At 60.1% G+C, this 14,698-nt stretch carries 12 protein-coding genes; 7 read left to right on the top strand and 5 right to left on the bottom strand.

Annotated elements, in window-relative coordinates; genetic code table 11:
- Nucleotides 1-38 precede the first annotated feature (38 nt).
- Nucleotides 39-1,244 (bottom strand): MFS transporter, encoded by a 1,206-nt coding sequence (locus C1722_RS11675; protein WP_102379390.1) that lies wholly within the window; start codon nucleotides 1,242-1,244, stop codon nucleotides 39-41.
- 181 nt (nucleotides 1,245-1,425) lie between these two features.
- Entirely contained in the window at nucleotides 1,426-3,102 is a 1,677-nt protein-coding gene (locus C1722_RS11670) for a helix-turn-helix transcriptional regulator (RefSeq protein ID WP_102379389.1), read from the bottom strand.
- A gap of 375 nt (nucleotides 3,103-3,477) precedes the next feature.
- Between C1722_RS11670 and C1722_RS11665 the strand changes: the two genes are divergently transcribed.
- Genes C1722_RS11665 through C1722_RS11655 form a run of 3 tightly spaced genes read left to right on the top strand, consistent with a single transcriptional unit; the run spans nucleotide 3,478 to nucleotide 7,359 of the window.
- The gene (locus C1722_RS11665; protein WP_102379644.1) at nucleotides 3,478-6,057 is read left to right on the top strand and encodes a molybdopterin-dependent oxidoreductase; all 2,580 of its coding nucleotides are present in this window, start codon (nucleotides 3,478-3,480) and stop codon (nucleotides 6,055-6,057) included.
- 4 nt (nucleotides 6,058-6,061) lie between these two features.
- A complete protein-coding gene (locus C1722_RS11660) occupies nucleotides 6,062-6,883 on the top strand; it encodes a 4Fe-4S dicluster domain-containing protein (RefSeq protein WP_102379388.1) in 822 nt (273 codons plus the stop codon).
- Nucleotides 6,884-6,897: 14 nt separating this feature from the next.
- Nucleotides 6,898-7,359, top strand: coding sequence for a VOC family protein (locus C1722_RS11655; protein WP_102379387.1), 462 nt, complete (start codon nucleotides 6,898-6,900; stop codon nucleotides 7,357-7,359).
- A gap of 93 nt (nucleotides 7,360-7,452) precedes the next feature.
- Here the strand turns inward: C1722_RS11655 and C1722_RS11650 are convergent, their stop codons facing one another.
- Entirely contained in the window at nucleotides 7,453-8,826 is a 1,374-nt protein-coding gene (locus C1722_RS11650) for a sensor histidine kinase (protein ID WP_102379386.1), read from the bottom strand.
- Nucleotides 8,780-9,502, bottom strand: coding sequence for a response regulator transcription factor (locus tag C1722_RS11645; protein WP_102379385.1), 723 nt, complete (start codon nucleotides 9,500-9,502; stop codon nucleotides 8,780-8,782). Before C1722_RS11645 ends, C1722_RS11650 begins: the two co-directional genes overlap by 47 nt.
- Nucleotides 9,503-9,662: 160 nt before the next feature.
- Here C1722_RS11645 and C1722_RS11640 point away from each other — a divergent pair, with 160 nt between their 5' ends.
- From C1722_RS11640 to C1722_RS11625, 4 genes are read left to right on the top strand one after another with little or no spacing between them, the layout of a single operon-like run.
- Nucleotides 9,663-9,917, top strand: a complete 255-nt coding sequence (locus C1722_RS11640) for a hypothetical protein (protein ID WP_102379384.1) — start codon at nucleotides 9,663-9,665, stop codon at nucleotides 9,915-9,917.
- A 51-nt stretch (nucleotides 9,918-9,968) separates the two neighbouring features.
- Nucleotides 9,969-10,868 carry an efflux RND transporter periplasmic adaptor subunit gene (locus tag C1722_RS11635; RefSeq protein ID WP_102379383.1) on the top strand — a complete coding sequence of 300 codons (900 nt, stop codon included), beginning with the start codon at nucleotides 9,969-9,971 and terminating at the stop codon, nucleotides 10,866-10,868.
- An 8-nt stretch (nucleotides 10,869-10,876) separates the two neighbouring features.
- A complete protein-coding gene (locus C1722_RS11630) occupies nucleotides 10,877-11,554 on the top strand; it encodes an ABC transporter ATP-binding protein (protein ID WP_102379382.1) in 678 nt (225 codons plus the stop codon).
- Complete coding sequence (locus tag C1722_RS11625) at nucleotides 11,551-12,711, top strand: ABC transporter permease (protein ID WP_102379381.1); 1,161 nt, start codon at nucleotides 11,551-11,553, stop codon at nucleotides 12,709-12,711. Before C1722_RS11630 ends, C1722_RS11625 begins: the two co-directional genes overlap by 4 nt.
- A 304-nt stretch (nucleotides 12,712-13,015) precedes the next feature.
- On the opposite strand, the gene C1722_RS11620 is transcribed toward C1722_RS11625, so the two are convergent.
- On the bottom strand, nucleotides 13,016-14,554 hold the full coding sequence (locus tag C1722_RS11620; protein WP_180995178.1) for a helix-turn-helix transcriptional regulator: 1,539 nt from the start codon (nucleotides 14,552-14,554) through the stop codon (nucleotides 13,016-13,018).
- Nucleotides 14,555-14,698: the final 144 nt, after the last annotated feature.

Below are 14,698 nucleotides of genomic sequence, written 5' to 3'. Positions count from 1 at the left end.
TGCAGTCAAAGCGACCAAGGGGTTCGAAGCCGTTCTGATCAGCTGCGATTCGCCTTCTCGCGTACGAGGATGACGCAGATCAGGCCGACGACGGCCAACGGTACGCAGAACACGAGCGAGGCGGTGTTCCAATCCCAGGCAAGGCCGGCGGCGACCACCGGGAAGACGGCCGATCCGATAACGATGCCGAGATTCTGCAGGAAAGCGACGATGGCCATGCTGAAGCCGATTTTCTCAGGCTGGTGCGTAAGCTCGGGAACGATGGAGAACGTACCCGTTGCGCACGATGCCGAGAAGAACGCGAATCCGATCACGAACACGTAGATGAGGGCGAGGTTGTTGGAGAAACCGAACGTCAAAAACACGATTGCGCCTACGAATGCGAACACCAGCAATCCTTTACGCGTCCCGAGCTTATCGGACACGATACCCGAGATGGGACCGAGCGCCAGCACGCACAGGTTGGTGATGCTGGCTACGAAGCCCGATGTTTGGGGATCCATCGCGTGGACCTCCGCGAGGAACGTAGGATAGAAGCTGCTGATGGCACCGGCGTTGAACGCGTTCCATGTCATAAACGCCACGGCGACCATAATGATGCTGAACATATCGGGCTTGCGCATGATGCCGCTTGCAGCTTGCTCCCCTTCGGCTTCTTCGGCCGGCGGCTGCGCATAGCACACAAGCGCGAACACGAGGGCCGCCAGGCACAGCGCGGCTGCAACCCACCAAACCGAACGCCATCCGAGGCCTGCGGCCAGTGCGGGGGCGGTGTTGAATGCAAGCACGGTGCCTGCGGGGAACCATACCGACCAGATGCCCATAGCCAAGCCCTGCTTTGCGCGGGGGATGATGGTCGCAATGGCGGCGGGTCCCACAACCGAGATCAAGCCCATCCCGATTCCCTCGATGAAGCGCGAAGCCAGAAGAATCGGGGCGTTGGTGGCTATGGCTCCCATGGCGCTGCCGATGGCCAGGCTCGCGGCAGTGATGATGAGGCTCTTCTTGATGCCCAGCTTTGCGAGGATCGCGCCTGCCGGAAACGCCAGCACGACGCCGATGATCGAGAACATCGACATGACCCATCCGATGTTCTCGTCGGTGAATCCGAGCTCGGGAATGATTATCGAAAACAGCGGCGGTGCTTTGAACATGCTGTACGCCGATAGAATCCCGATGATGAAAACGATGGAGAAAACCAACCATCGACGACCCATGGAAAACGATTGATCTTTCTCGCTCATGGTACCTCCCAGCTTTAAAAGTGACGTTGTCGTGATATGCGACTCAACGGCGCTGTCCTGGCAGAGCAACCCATGGGAAGAACTATAGCCGCCCTACGCCGAAACGGCATCGAGCGGCTTGCGGTAAATGTGGTTTCGCCTCACGCGAGAAGCGGTAGATGAAAGAAGGCGCGGTTTCCGATCAGGTGTTTTCGACTTCCATCTGCTCGACTTTGTCGATGAGTTCTTGGAGCGAATGAACGTCGCACTTGCGATAGACGTTGGCGATGTGCGTTCTCGCCGTGTAGTTCGATATCGTCAAGGCGTTCTGTATGTATTCCGCATTGCGCCCTTTCGCCATGAGCACGAGCACCTCCGATTCGCGCGGCGAAAGATTCGACTGCTCGCATACGGCACGGCATTTCAGCCTGAAGTATCCGAGCGTCAGCTGCCCGGGCTTGGCATCGTGGGGCGCGTTGGGGGCAGACGCTTCCATGGGGGAGGGGGGAAGCGCCCCCTCGTGTTCTTCGACAAGCTCGTTTTCCGGAAACAGGGAGGCGATCCAGTCGAGGGGGCCACCTCCCATGCACGCCATAACGTAACCGAGCGTGAGTATCGTCACTGCGCCGCACACGTACAGGGGGTACAGGGGGTCGGCTCCCGCCGTGCGGGCGAGCAACGCCCCCGCAGCGATCGACACGCCGAATGCGGAGTACTCGACCGCGCGGTTGAGCCCGATGGCGAACGCCGAAGCTATGTCGTAGGAGCGAATGACCTTCACGACGTGCACGAGGCTCGTGATGTCGACGATCATGAACCCGGCCATGATGGCCATTCCTGCGATCTCCTTCGTGGCAGGCCAGGGGTATATCGCGCCTATGACGCCGGCCACGAACACCACAACCGATACGCGGCGCAAGAGCTCGGGTGCCTGCCTGCCCGTCATTTTTCGGTATATCAGCATGGCGACCGCCCCGGCAGCGGCGGCGCCGATGGCCGCATTAGGGGTAAAGGCGGCCAAAACGGGATTGCCGTCATGCAGCACGCTTCCCTGTAAGAAGCCGAACGCCGCGCTGAACACGGCAAGGTTTGCCGCGCAGGCGACAAGCGGGCGCACGGCGCCTTTGTGGTCGGTCAGTCCGCGTCCGCCTCTATCGGCGCTGCGAACGGGCGTTTGGCGGATGCTGATCGCGAGCATGCCGGCCGATATCGCCGGGAGCGTTACGAAGCAGACCCAAGCTATTTCAACGGTGAGATGGCGGATGAAAAACGCAGCCAACGCGCCGATGACGATCGAGGTCGAGATGTACTGCGTTGCGTAGTTCGTCTCCGTTTCGGAGTAGAAGTGCAGCCATGCGAATAGCAGCAACCCCTCGGACGCGCCCGCGACGGCCATACACGCGACGGTGGCGACGGCCACATCGCAGAACTGCGCGTAGATGATTCCCGCCGTTGCGACGGTGCCCGTTACCGCTATTCCCGCTATCGCAAGCGGGGAAAGAAGCAGTTTCAGCATATTCGGCTTACGGCCGGTCAGCGAGAGGCCGATAAACGTTACTGCCAGGGCGGCGTTCAGCGTGAGCTGCCGCAGGAGCAGCACGTACGCATCTGGTTCGGTTGCCTCGAGCGCCGTTGAAAAGTAGATGAGCAGAAAATGCCATCCCATCAAGACGCCATAGCCCAAAAGCCTGAAGGGGATGTTGGTGTAGCGCGCCCATGAGGGAGGCTCGCTTTCCCGTTTTGACTCGGTGTCGATGGGGTCGTCGGCCGTTTGGCTCAGCGTATGGACGGGGGCATTTGAAACGGGTCTTTTCTCGGTATCGTGCACGGATGAGGCGGTTTTGCGTGCGGGGGTGTCTTTCGGTTTCTTGGCTTCCATAGTTCGCCCTTCGACTCGGCAACTACCTCAGCATGCTGTATGCGTCTGAGGTCTTTCAATCGAATCGAGGTATAGCCCGTTTTAATTCCGGCCTATACACTCAAACGAGGTTCCGTCCTGGCAGACGTGCCTATGGCACCGGGCTTCAGCGAAAGCACCGACAACCATAATACTACACAAGGCGGCGAAAGGGGGAAGACGCGTTCTTGTCTCGCGACAACGCGAGCGGCGTTTTCATTCGTTTGCTTTGAAAGCGCACGAAAAACAAGCGTTCGAATATATGCGGGGTGCACGGCGATTGCAACCTTCTTCCGCTGAGCGCGAAAAGCGGTAGGGATGCATCCTGCGAACGAAAGCCTTGAGGAAGGAGAAGCTATGCCGGAAACCAGCGGCAAAACGGTATATAAATCTTTGGGTCTATGCGGATTCGGATTGGGATCCAACTCCGCTGCCGTCGATGTGAAGGACGGGAAGATTCTGCGAATACGCCCTATGCACTATGACGAGAAATACGATTACGAGAGCATGCGTCCCTGGAAGATCACGGCTCGCAACGGAGCTGTGCTCGAACCGAAGACCCATACGCTTCCGACGCCTTTGCAGTACGCCTACAAGAAACGCGTCTACTCGAAGAACCGCGTGCCCTATCCGCTCAAGCGCGTCGATTGGGATCCGAACGGCGAGCGCCATCCCGAAACCCGCGGCGAAGCCAAGTACGTGCGCATCAGCTGGGATGAGGCAACCGATATCGTTGCCTCGGAGCTGAAGCGCATCTACGCCGAATACGGTCCCTTCGCCGTGCTGGCCCAGATCGACGGCCACGGCGAGTCGAAGATCATCCACGCTGCGCACGGCTGCCCGGGCAAGCTCCTCGACCTTTTGGGCGGCTATACCCTGCAAGCCCGTCAGCCCGATTCGTGGGAAGGCTGGACCTGGGGAGCCAAGCATATCTGGGGCATGGATCCCGTCGGCAAGCAGGCTCACACCGAGAACCTGTTCAAGGATATCGCCGAGAACGGCGACTGCGTGATCATGTGGTCGGGCGATCCCGAGACTACGCCGTGGGGATGGGGCGGCATGATGCCCGGCCGAGTCGAAAGCTTTCTCACCGAAGCCGGCATCAAGCAGATATTCATCACGCCCGACCTGAACTACGCCGCTGCAGCCCATGCCGACAAGTGGATTCCCGTGCTTCCCAACACCGATGCCGCGCTGCAGTGCGCCATCGCGTACGTATGGATGAAGGAAGGCCTCTACGATCGCGAATGGGTCGAATCCCATTCCGTCGGATTCGACTGGTTCGAGCGCTACATTCTGGGCGGGGAGGACGGCGTTGCGAAGACCCCGGCATGGGCCGCTCCCATCACCGGCGTTTCCGCGCGCCAGATCAAGGCGCTCGCCCGCTACTGGGCGAAGCATGCCGTGTCGATCGGCCACTGCGCGGGCGGCGGCCTCATCCGCGCCGCGTACTCGAGCGAACCCGCCCGATTGGAAGTCTGCCTGCTCACCATGCAGCAGCTCGGAAAGCCCGGTGCCGGGCAGATCAACTTCATGGATGTCGGCCTGTTCGGAATCGACGACATCTACCCCTTCCCGCGCTGCGAGCTGCAACCCGATATGAACTCCGTGTACCACGGCTGGGCCATGCTCACCGAGCCGGTGAACTTCATCCCGAAGACCCTCATTCCCCAGGCCATCATGAACCCGCCGGTCCATTGGTCGGGCGGCCACGTAATCGCGGGCATGCCCGCCCAGGACCAGTTCATCGAGTGGGACTTCCCGCAGCCGGGCGCCGGCGAGATCCATATGATTTGGACCGACAGCCCCTGCTGGCAGACCTGCTGGAACGGCGGCAACGAGATGCAGCGCGCACTGCGCCATCCGAACCTGCAGTTCATCGTGGCGCAGCATCCGTGGCTTGAAAACGATGCCCTGTTCGCCGACATCATTCTTCCCACCACCACGAAGCTCGAGGTCAACGACATCTCCTCCGACCTGTTCTCCGGTCAGTACAACATGATCCTCCATGAAGAGCAGGCCGTCCCCCACGTCGGCGAATCCCTTTCCGATTGGGAGGCCGTGGGCGAGGTGGCCAAGAAGCTCGGCCTGTACGAGCAGTACGCCGAGGGAACCGAGGAAGAGCTCATCAAGAAGGGCTTCGAGAACTCCGGATGCGAGAAGTACCTCACCTACGAAGAGTGGATGGAGAAGGGCTACTTCGTCGTTCCTACCGCCGAGAATTGGGAGAACGATCGTCTGCACATGCGTCCGTGGTACGAGGATCCCGATAGCGAGCCGCTGTCTACGCCTACCGGCAAGATCGAGTTCTACTCAACCGCGCTTGCCGAGCACTATCCCGACGACGTCGAGCGTCCCCCGGTTCCACACTTCGTGCCGTACGGGGAATCCCACTCCGAGAGCCTGCTGCACCCCCGCGCGAAGGAATACCCGTTTTTGCTCATCACGAACCACCCCCGCTGGCGCGTGCATGCGAACAACGATGATAACACCTGGATGCGCGAGTTCGAGACCTGCAAGGTCAAAGGCCCCGACGGCTATCTGTACGAACCCATCTGGGTCAACCCGTTGGACGCTGGCCGCTTGAACCTGCATGACGGCGACATCTGCAAGATATTCAACGAGCGCGGTGCTGTTTTGGGCGGCGTGCGTCTGAGCGAACGTGTGATTCCGGGTGCGCTGTACCAGGATCACGGTGCGCGTGTCGACAGCATCGTTATCGGCGAGTTCGACCGCGGCGGCGCGAACAACCTCATCTGCCCGTCCAACACCACGTCGAAGAACTGCCCCGGCGAGGTTACGAACAGCTTCTTGATCAACATCGCCAAGGTCGACGTGCTCGAGCTTGCCAAGCAGTACCCCGTCGAGTTTGCGAAGTTCTACGATAAGGACACAGGTCACGTGGCCGAATCCTGCATCATCAAGGAAGGGAGGTAGCCCTATGAAGACCTTTGTCATCGATGTAGCCAAGTGCGTTGGCTGCCGCAGCTGCCAGCTGGTTTGCAAGGACGAGCATTGCGATAACGATTGGATGCCCTATGCGGCGCCGCAGCCCGATGTGGGCCAGCAATGGCTCAACGTCGAGGAGAAGGAGCGCGGCCAGGTTCCGAAGGTTACCGTCGCCTATACGCCCATCATGTGCCAGCATTGCGAAAACGCACCGTGCATGGCTGCGGCCAAGGACGGCGCCGTGTACCGCCGCGATGACGGACTGGTCGTCATCGATCCCGTGAAGGCGAAGGGCCAGAGGGCCATCGTAGAGGCGTGCCCGTATCACAAGGTGTTCTGGAACGAGGAGCTCGACATCCCGCAGAAATGCACCGGTTGCGCTCACTTGCTCGATGACGGCTGGGCGGTGCCGCGCTGCGTCGAGGCGTGCGCCCATGACGCGCTGCGGTTCGGCGATATCGAGGACTTCGTCGGCGAGCTCGATGCCGCCGAGAAGCTCCACCCCGAATTCGGTACGGGCCCCAGCGTGTACTACCTGAACCTTCCCAAGCGCTTCATCGGCGGCGAGATCGCCGATCTCGAGGAGGAAGAGGTCATCATCGGCGCCAAGGTCATCCTCACCGATCTTGCGACCGGGCAGACGAGGGAAACCGAATCCGACGACTTCGGGGATTTCTGGTTCCGCCAGATCGAGCCGGCCGACTACAGCATCACGGTCGAAGCGGAAGGATACCTGCTCCGCACCGTTTCTGATTTCATCTCGACGGTCGAGAAAGACCTGAACGTCGGGACGATCGCCCTGTACCGCGCGTAAGAAGGTGGGCTTTCATGGAATTGAGCACGCAGCATTCGGGCATATACTGCAGAGACATCGAAGCGTCTATCGCGTTTTATGCCGATGTTCTGGGATTCGAGCTGCTATTCGAGTCGCTTGCGATGGAGGGCGATAAGCCGCTGAAGATGGCGTGGATGCGCCATCCCGGCGGCACGGTGGTGGAGCTTTTGGAGCAGGAGGATAAAACACCCCTCGAAGCGGCTGCTGTTTCGCTCAACCACCTGGCATTCCGCGTTCCCGATATGGATGCGGCAGTGGCCCATCTGTTGGAGCACGGCATTGAGATGGAAGCGGGGCCGTTCGATCCGTCGCTCGATTTCGACCGCCCGTGCGACCTGGAAGGCGAGGTGTTCGAGACCTGCAGCGCAAAGGGCCTGAACATGCGCATCGCGTTTTTCAGGGGGCCGGGAAGCGAGCGCTTCGAACTCGTGCAGGACAACATCTCGGGCCTGTAGGCAACGAAGTTTCACGAAGATAAGGCGGGGCGAAGCGCAGCGCAGCGTTTCGCCCCGCTTCATGCCGGTACGTGCCGTGCTCTTCGGGGGATATCAACCTCTTTTTTTGTTCGGCAGCCTCACGACGGCGGCGATTCCCCTCGGCTCGACGTTCTCCAGGCGGATGGTGCCGCCGTGCGCTTCGGCGATTCCCTTGGCTATGGGAAGACCGAGCCCGGAGCCTCCCGTCTCGCGCGACCTGGCCGTATCGGCACGGTAGAAACGGTCGAACACGCGCTCGAGGTCGCCCTCGTCGATGCCGATGCCCGTATCCTTCACGGTAACGACCGCCTCGGATCCCTGCGATGCGACGCTCAGACGCACGGCATCGCCTTCGCCCGTGTACTTGAGCGCGTTGTCGAGCAGGATGGCGAGCAGCTGCCGAAGCTTGTCGCGATCGCCGCGCACCGTCGCATCGCCGCACTCGTCGAGCGCAAGCGTTTTTTCCTGCATGAGCGCGATGTCTCCGTATGCCGAGACGATCTCGGTGCAGAGCTCGCGCAGGTCGACATTGCTCGTCTCCAGATCAAGGTGCCCCGCATCAGTTGCGGTAAGCACCAGTAGGCTCTCGGTGAGCCGAGAGAGCCGCTCGGCCTCTTCGATCGTCAGGGTTATGTCCTCGAACTTATCGACGATGCGCGCATGAGGGTCGTCGAGCAGCAGCTCCTGGGTGGTGCGGATGACGGTGAGCGGGGTGCGCAGCTCGTGTGAGGCGTTCTGCACGAATTCTGTCTGCTTCGCCCAGGCGTCCGCGATGGGCCGCAGCGTCATGCGCGACAGCAGATAGCTTGCGCCGGCGGAGATAGCGAGCGCAACAACGAGGCCGGCAACGAGCATGGCGATGAACTGGTCGAGAATTGCGATTTCGGAATCGACGTTTGCGATGGCCTGCATGTAGGAAGCACCGCTTTCGCCGCCTTCGAGCTGATAGTTGATGGCGCGGTAGTGATGGCCGTCCTGCTCGACGAGATACGGCGTGTTCAGCACGTTGGAATCGAAGGGCAGATTCTCGATAAACTCGGGGTACGAGGCGTAGATGCCGTACGTATCGTTGGGCGTGCCGTCGCTCGAGCGGGTGAGAAAGATGGTTTGGGGGTTGCTTTCGATGGTGGCGCTGATGCTTTCGCTCAGTGAGATGTTGCTTGCGGTGGACTCGTCTCCCGTCACCGCTTCGGCATCCGGCGCGCCAATCGCGTAGGTGGACGAGGATATATTGACGGGGCCATCTAAGCTGGAAACGGAAAGCTGCTCGTCAACCGCTTGGAAGATATTGCTGCTCACCGTTTGGTACACGAATACGCCGAGTAAGGCGAATATGAGCCCGAACACGACGAAGAACAGGGCGGTGTAGCGTATCGATTCGCGCCTGAGGCGATCGCCCTCAATCGCCGTCGGCAACGTGGATTTGGTTCGTATCCTCTGCATCATGCACGTCCTTTTCCGTAAACAGGTAGCCGACCCCGCGGATCGTCTTGAGGTAGATGTCGTAGCCGAAAGGCTTCAGCTGCTTGCGGATGCCGCTCATGTACACGGCGACCACGTTCGAGGAGGTGTCGGAGAGAAACCCCCACACGCGATCGAACAGCTGCGTTTTCGAGACGAGCCGGTCTCGGTTGCTCACCAGGTATTCGAGCGCGTCGAACTGCTTGCCCTTGAGGTCGAGCGGCTTCCCGGCTATTTCGACGGTTCGGCGCGATCGCGAGATGACAAGCTCTTTGAACACAAGATCTTTCGTTTCGTACAGTCCCATCGTCCGGCGCAAGATCGCTTCGATGCGCATGAGCAGCTCGTCTCGGTGGAACGGCTTCACGAGGTAATCGTCACCGCCTGATCTGAACCCGTGGGCTTTATCGGCGAGCGTGCCTTTCGCTGTGAGGATGAGCACGGGCGTGAACACGCCGTTCTCGCGAAGGCGCTCGAGCACGGTGTAGCCGTCCATTTCAGGCAGCATCAAGTCGAGGATGATCAGGTCGTATACGCCTTTGCTCGCAAGGAAGTAGCCCTCTGCTCCATCGAACGCCTGGTCCGAAACGTAGGAGGATGCGAGACATCGCTTGATCGCATGCGACAGGTTGCGGTCGTCTTCGACGATGAGAATCTTCATGCACACACCTTCTTCGAGCTCATTCTACCATCCGCTTCGTTAAGCGAAGGTTAAACGGGCATGGAGATATCTCCATGGGAGGAGCGCCTCCGTTTCACGTTTCCTTAAGGTTGGTTTGTCTAGTATGCGGAAGCGTCGAAACCGAGAGAAGGAGTAATCGATGTATGCAAAAAGCAAAGCGTTCAGGAATCTCGTCATCGTGTTGGCCGTGCTGCTCGTTTTAGGCGCAGGGCTCGTGCTGGTCAAGAATCTCAGCGCGCAGGGAGATGAGCAAAACGTACTTGATTCCGGCGTTCCGACTGAAACTCCGGGCGAGTACATCTACGGAGACCCCTCGAGCGGCGAGGCTCCTACGATAACCCAGACTCCAAGCGATGGAGCCGGACCGGTGCCGGACGATGAGTCTGCCGAATAGCCTCAGGCGCAAGCCGAGAAGAAGCGAACGTGGTAGAAAGAGAGATCGAATATGGTGAAAACTATTGGGAAAGTGCTTGTCGTAGCGCTGCTCGTTGCCGCTTTGGGTGGAATTGCGTACGTGCTGGTGGGGCAGGACGCTGCGGCATCGGATGATGTCGAGGCTCCGAAAATGCCAACGGCACGGGTAGAGAAGGGCCCGATCGAAAAGCTGGTTACCGGCCCGGGCGAGGTGAAGCCCGCCGACACCGAAAAGCTCGAAATGGCGAAATGGCGCTACTTCAGATCGTCAGAGGTGCCGCTCAACGAGCGCATTCCCGCCGGTACGCCTCTGGTCGAATACACGTATGGCGATCCGCTTGTTGCACCGTACGATCTGGTTGTATTGGGGAAGAGCCTTCCCGAAGACGAGTATGACGAGCTGACCGAAGAGCACTACGTGGAAGTCGCCCGGGTTGATTCGATGCATGTTGAGCTTGCGGTGCCTGAAGCCGAGATCGCCGATCTTTCTGTGGGTCAGAACGTGGAAGTGAAGTTGGGTGCTCAAGATGAGGCGGTGCATGCGGGCACGGTCGTGAAAATCAACGAAGTGGGCACCTACGAGGCGACCGGCTCGAAGTACAAGGTGACCGTCGAGATTCCCAACGACGGAAGCATGCTCATCGGCATGTCGGCGAACGTGAGCATCAAGGTGGGCGAGGTGAACGATGTTCTCACGGTGCCCGTGAGCGCCGTAAACGACGGGGGTGACGGCACCCACTTCGTGCTTGTGCAGCATGTCGACGGTTCGCTCGAACCTGTTGAGGTGGAAACGGGCCTGTCCGACGGAACGAAGGTCGAGGTTGTCGGCGATCTGAGCGAAGGCGATAAAGTGGTTGTGAACGAGACCGCGCCGTCGGAGGCGATCGACGGAGGCGGTATCAGCTTCGTGTCCCGTGCCGCTGAGGGCTGAGGTGCGCCATGATCTCCATAACCCGTTTATCCAAGCTGTACCGTATGGGCGATGATGAAATCCGTGCGCTCGATGCCGTCGACTTCTCGGTCCGGCGCGGTGAATTCGTTGCCATCGTGGGTCCCTCGGGATCGGGCAAATCGACGCTCATGAACATCATCGGATTGCTCGATACGCCCGACGAGGGAACCTACCTTCTCGGCGGCGAAGACGTCTCGCACATGTCCGACAACCGTCTGGCCGCTTTGCGTAACCGCAAGATCGGCTTCGTGTTCCAGAACTTCAACCTGCTCAAATCGATGAGTGCCGAAGAGAACGTGCGCGTGCCGCTCATCTACCGGGGCATGCGCGCCCGTCAAGCCGACAAGATTGCCCGCGACATGCTTGCCCGTCTCGGACTCGGGGGACGCGAAAAGCATTTGCCCTCCCAGCTGTCGGGAGGCCAGCAGCAGCGCGTGGCCATCGCGCGCGCCTTGGTCGGCTCGCCCGATATCCTCCTTGCCGACGAACCGACGGGATCGCTCGATTCCAAGACGAGCGCCGAGATCATGGCGATGCTCAAAACGCTCAACGAACTGGGTCAAACGATCGTATTCATTACGCACAACCCCGAGCTTGCCCGCGAGGCGGGCCGCGTGGTGACGATAGCCGACGGCATGCTTTTCGAGGAGGCGGTTCGCGTATGAAGTGGCTGCAGATAGGCAAAGATGCCACCAGGAACGTGGCCCGCAACAAGCTGCGCACGGTGCTTACGATGCTCGGGCTGGTGATCGGTATCTCGTCGGTCATCGTGCTGGTGGGTATGAGCGACGGATCGAACCGGCAGGTTGCCGAACAGATGAAGGCGCTCGGCGGCGATATCATCTCGGCGTACCTGTTCGAAGGGTCGCTCGGATACGACGACATGGACGACGTGCGGGCACTCTCCGGCGTGGCGGATGCAGTGCCGTCGAAGCATCTGAACGCTTCTGTAAGCGCCGGCACCGAGAAGTCGAACCGCGCAGCGGTCGAGGCCTCCGACGAGCATTACCTCGACGTTCGAAACCTCAAGCTTGCTGCGGGCCGCAACCTTTCGTCGGTCGATCGGGAGAACAAATCGAAGGTGTGCGTAATCGGCGGTGCCGTCGCCCGCGATCTTTTCGGAACGACCGATGCCCTCGGGCGTACCATCAAGCTTGCGGGCGATGAGTTCACCGTTGTGGGGGTGCTCGAGGAAAAGGGCGAATCGATGGGTCTCAACACCGAGGGTCTCGTGCTCGTGCCGCATCAATCGGCCGGAACGTTGGGGTCTGACGGGAAGATAGAAACGCTCTATGTGCGGGCGGCGGGCGACGATGCCGTGCAACTTGCTAAAGGCTCCGTTTCGGATTACCTCGAAAACGAGAAGGGCATATCCCCAGCCATGTTTTCCGTGAACACCCAAGACGAGCTACTCGGCGCCGGGGGAACGGTGAACGAGACGATGACGCTCCTTCTTGCCGGCATTGCGAGCATCTCGCTTCTGGTTGCGGGCATCGGGGTCATGAACGTCATGCTCGTATCGGTTGCGGAGCGCGTTCGCGAAATCGGCATCAAGAAGGCGCTCGGCGCACGGCGCGGCGACATCCTGATCCAGTTCCTCGTCGAGGCGCTCGTGCTGAGTCTGCTCGGGGGTGCGCTCGGCATCTTGCTTGGGATGGCGCTCTGCGCTGCGGCCGAGTACGCGGGCATCCCCTGCGTCGTTTCGCCGACCGTCGTCTGCGTTGCCGCGGGTGCGAGCATGGTCATCGGCCTCGTGTTCGGCATCTTTCCTGCGCATCGGGCGTCGCAGCTGCATCCCGTCGTGGCGTTGCGCCAGGAGTAGGGCGAGTTCGGGGCTAGGCGAGCGGCGGCTCCCGACGAGGTTGTCGGGAGCCGCCGCTTTGCTGAGGTCGTTGTTGGCGAAGGCGGGGCTGTGGGTTCTTGCTCTCCTGGGGATCGCGCTATTCCGAGGTGTGCAAGGACGCTTCGGCTCTCGGGCCTTCTAGGCGACTCCTTTGCCGATCTTCTTACAAGTCTTTCGGGGTTTCGTACTCGGATAGCGTGCGTTCCGCTCTGTTCTCCGACACACAAGATGTTTCTTGTGCCCGTATGCGGTGCTCATGCAATTCAGCTGTCTGCGGCCCGCTTTACTCTCTCTCGTCGAGCAGATCGATGAGTTCGTCGCGCGAGTGCACGCCCGTTTTCTGGTAGATGTGGCTGACGTGGGTTTTTACCGTGTTGTACGACAGGAACGTCTCGTTGCCGATGGATTGCAGCGTGCGCCCCATCAAGAGGTACGCCAGTACGTCCTTCTCGCGTGCGGAGAGCCCGTAAAGCTTTGCGACAGCGTCGCAGCGCGCGCCCATGTCGAACAAGGGATCGTTACCCGACGTTCCGCTTCTGCCGACCTCCCTTTGCAGCCTCAGCGCCGCCGCTTTGTCGCGCTCCCGGTTCTCTACGCTCTCGAACACCTTCGGGAAAAGCAGGATGCCGACGAGCAGCAGCAGGTAGACGACGCCGAAGACGATGCCCATCGCCCACGCGCCCGACAAATACTGGACGGCCGACACCAGCGCAGTGCCCGCGATGAGCCCTATGTCGATGGCGCTCGTTCCCCATGCGAATACGCGGCGCGCTGGCACCTGCGCCTCCGATGCCATCAAGCCGAATTCGGTGTAGGTGTAGGCGAGAAACAGGTGGTATCCCGTAAGCGTGAGCACGCCCGCCCACGATTCGAAGCCCGGGAAGGCGGCGTTTCCGCCGACGGTAAACGACGGAATGACGAGCAATCCCCCCGCGATAAGGGGTATGACCAACCGCGAGAACACATAGGTGCCGCGCTTCTCCATGAAGTAGTAATCAAGGCAGATAGCTACCACGACCAGCATGCAGACGCATGACAAAATGGTATTCCACGCCGAAGAGCCATCGCCCGCCTCCGTGTAGGTGTGCAGGTTTTGAAACAGCCCCGCAGGCAGAGCCAGAATGAAGCAGCAGGCGAAAAGGCTTGCGACGTTGCGTTTGCCTTGCTGGCGCACTATCTTGCGAAACGAAGGAACCATGCCGATACGCTGATCTTCGTCGTGCGCGGCAGGCGTTTCGGAGTCGGATCGTTGGGAGGCTGCGCGATTCGGCGAATCGAGATCCTTGATATGGATTACGCAGAGCGATGTGACGACGGGGAGCAACAGCGTTGCGCCTATGGCGGCAAGATCGGGAAGGTTGGGGATGAGCAGCGAGACGAGCATGCCCACCACTATCGAGCCGCCTAGGATAAGCCGCTGTTCGCTGACTTGGCTCAAGCGGGCATAGGGTTCGCACCACAGCATCAGCATGCCTGCCGTTCCGATGCCCGACACGATCGATCCGGCGAATACCAACGGCTCGAAAGACCCGCTTGCGTAACCGGCGGAAAGAAGCACGGTCCCACCGACGACGATCGCCGGAAACAGTACGGCAGCCGTTTTGCCGTGGAAGCCGAAAGAGGCTTTCGTATCGAGGGCGGCGAAGGCAAGCAGGCTGACGCAATGCGCCGCCACGTTCACGAGCCACGAAGTATGGCTCAGGTCGGCGGATCCCGTCTGCCACAAAGATGCCGTGACCATGGACACGCTTGCCCAAGCCCAATAGGACCCGATGCCGATAAGAAGGCAGATTCCTTTTTCGAACCCGAGATCTTTTGCCATAAGCCTGCCTATGCCCATTCATGGTCGGTTGCGAAACAATGCTAGGACGCCATTATCTCAGAACTTTCCCCTAGGCTCGCACGACTCCTGCCGACAACCTCACCCGTATCAGGTGATTGTGAAACGCACCCGATCCTTCCGATG

Source organism: Raoultibacter timonensis (assembly GCF_900240215.1).
Taxonomy (GTDB): domain Bacteria; phylum Actinomycetota; class Coriobacteriia; order Coriobacteriales; family Eggerthellaceae; genus Raoultibacter; species Raoultibacter timonensis.
Note: the sequence above shows the minus strand (reverse complement) of the source record. Positions and strands in the feature narration are given on the sequence as shown.